Below are 1,704 nucleotides of genomic sequence, written 5' to 3'. Positions count from 1 at the left end.
CCCACCCAGCACACCCGTGCCACCGGTCACCAACACCGCACCCTCCCCACCGAAACCCACATCACCGACCACGGGCGCGGTCACACGGGTCAGTCTCGGTGCGAACAGGCGGTTGCCGCGCACGGCCACCTGGGGTTCCGCGCCGGCCAGTACCGCGGCCAGGAGCGGCTCCACATCGGTACCCGCGGGGGTGTCCGTGTCGAGGAGGACGAACCGGTCGGGGTTCTCCGCCTGCGCCACCCGGACCAGACCCCACACGGCCGCCCCCGCCGGATCGGTCACCGTCCGCCCGTCCCCGGCGGGCATCGCACCCCGGGTGACCACGACCAACCGGGCCGCGTCCAGTCCGGGGCCGGCCAGCCATGCCTGGACGATCTCCAGCACGCGTCCCGTGAGCGCCAGTGCCGCATCGTCGTCCGTACCGTCCGCCACGTCACCCCGGCCGGCCTCCAGGACGACGACAGGCGGTGTGCCCGAGCCGTCGGTCAATGCGGCCACGTGAGCGGGCGCGGTGATCGGCACCCAGGCGGGCGGCAGGTCGGTGCCGGGCTCCGTCGTCGCGGGCAGTTCCGTCCACTCCACGCGGAACAGGGAGTGTCGGCTGTCGTCGGCCGCGGCGCCCAGCTGGTCGGCGGACACGGTCCGTGAGACGAGTGACCGCAGCGTGAGCACGGGCGCCCCGGTCTCGTCGGCCGCCTCCAGGGCCAGGGCGTCGGGCGCCGACCGGTGCAGGCGTACCCGCAGTGCCGTGGCACCGGCCGCGTGCAGGTGCAGGCCGTTCCAGCCGAACGGGAGGTGGACACCGTCCTCGGTGCGGTTCTCGCCGTCGGGGTCGGCGAGTGCCACGTCCAGCATCGCGGGGTGCAGCGCGGCATCGAGCAGGGCGGGGTGGATACCGAACCGTGCGGCGCCGGACCGCTGGTCCTCCGGTAGGGCGACCTCGGCGAAGAGGTCGTCACCGCGCCGCCACAGGGCTCGTACCCCCTGGAAGACCGGGCCGTAACCGTAACCGGCCCGGGCCAGCAGCTCGTAGCCGCCGGCGATGTCCACCGGGCGGGCACCGGCAGGCGGCCAAACGGTGAGGTCGGCGGCCGACTGGGTCGGGGCTGCGTCCGCCAAGGCGGTGAGGGTGCCGGTCGCGTGCCGGGTCCAGGCCTCGGGGCCGGCGTCCTTGGTGGTGTCGTCGGGGGCGGAGTAGACGGCGACGGTCCGAGTGTCGGTCTCCTCCGGGCCGCCGACGGTGACCTGCACGCGCACTCCGCCCTGCTCCGGCAGGACCAGCGGTGCCTCGACGACCAGCTCTTCGAGACTCCCGCAGCCCACCTCGTCACCGGCGCGCACGGCCAGCTCCACCAGCCCGGTACCGGGGACGAGGACCGCTCCGCCGACGACATGGTCCGCAAGCCAGGGATGCGTGCGCAGCGACAACCGCGAGGTGCACAGCACCCCGCCTGTGTCCGGTACTTCCACCACCGCGCCGAGGAGCGGGTGATCGGCGCGGGCCTGCCCGAGGGAAGCCACGTCCGCCGCCGGAGCGGGCTTCAACCAGTAGTGCCGGTGGTCGAAGGTGTACGTCGGCAACTCCACGTCGGCGGCTCCGACACCGTCTGGCAGCACACCGGTCCAGTCGACCGCCACACCCCGGACGAACACCTCGGCCATCGACGCCAACAGCCGCCGCAAGCCGCCGTCCTCACGGCGCAG

1 protein-coding gene is annotated in these 1,704 nt (G+C 73.9%); it reads right to left on the bottom strand.

Features of this window, described 5'->3' with window-relative positions:
• Window positions 1-1,704: polyketide synthase dehydratase domain-containing protein (locus tag ACIQVT_RS34725; RefSeq protein ID WP_403763777.1), on the bottom strand; the 1,704-nt coding region annotated here is incomplete at both ends.

It is taken from the genome of Streptomyces sp. NPDC100445 (assembly GCF_044759735.1).
Classification (GTDB): domain Bacteria; phylum Actinomycetota; class Actinomycetes; order Streptomycetales; family Streptomycetaceae; genus Streptomyces.
Note: the sequence above shows the minus strand (reverse complement) of the source record. Positions and strands in the feature narration are given on the sequence as shown.